At 60.6% G+C, this 264-nt stretch carries 1 protein-coding gene; it reads right to left on the bottom strand.

Annotation, left to right across the window (positions count from 1 at the left end; translation table 11 throughout):
- Positions 1 to 86 precede the first annotated feature (86 nt).
- A partial coding sequence (locus tag NLU14_RS22135; protein ID WP_275710663.1) for a VOC family protein occupies positions 87 to 264 on the bottom strand: 178 nt, incomplete at its 5' end.

Genomic DNA, 264 nt, shown 5'->3' with positions numbered 1-264 from the left:
AGCGCGGCCTGAGATCGCGGACATAGCCGCGCGCGAAATCGGGCACCCAGTTGAAACCGGTGATCTCGACGGTCATGGCATCCTCCTCAACCGCGCGCCGCGGCTTCGATCGTGGTGATGTCGATCTTCTTCATCGTCATCATCGCCTCGAACGCCCGCTTCGCGCTTGCGGGATCGTCGCTGAAATTGAGCTCGATCAGCCGACGCGGGGTAATCTGCCAGTTGAAGCCCCATTTGTCCTTACACCAGCCGCACATGCTTTCC

The sequence above is a fragment of the Marinobacter iranensis genome (genome assembly GCF_029207565.1).
GTDB lineage: Bacteria > Pseudomonadota > Gammaproteobacteria > Pseudomonadales > Oleiphilaceae > Marinobacter > Marinobacter iranensis.
Note: the sequence above shows the minus strand (reverse complement) of the source record. Positions and strands in the feature narration are given on the sequence as shown.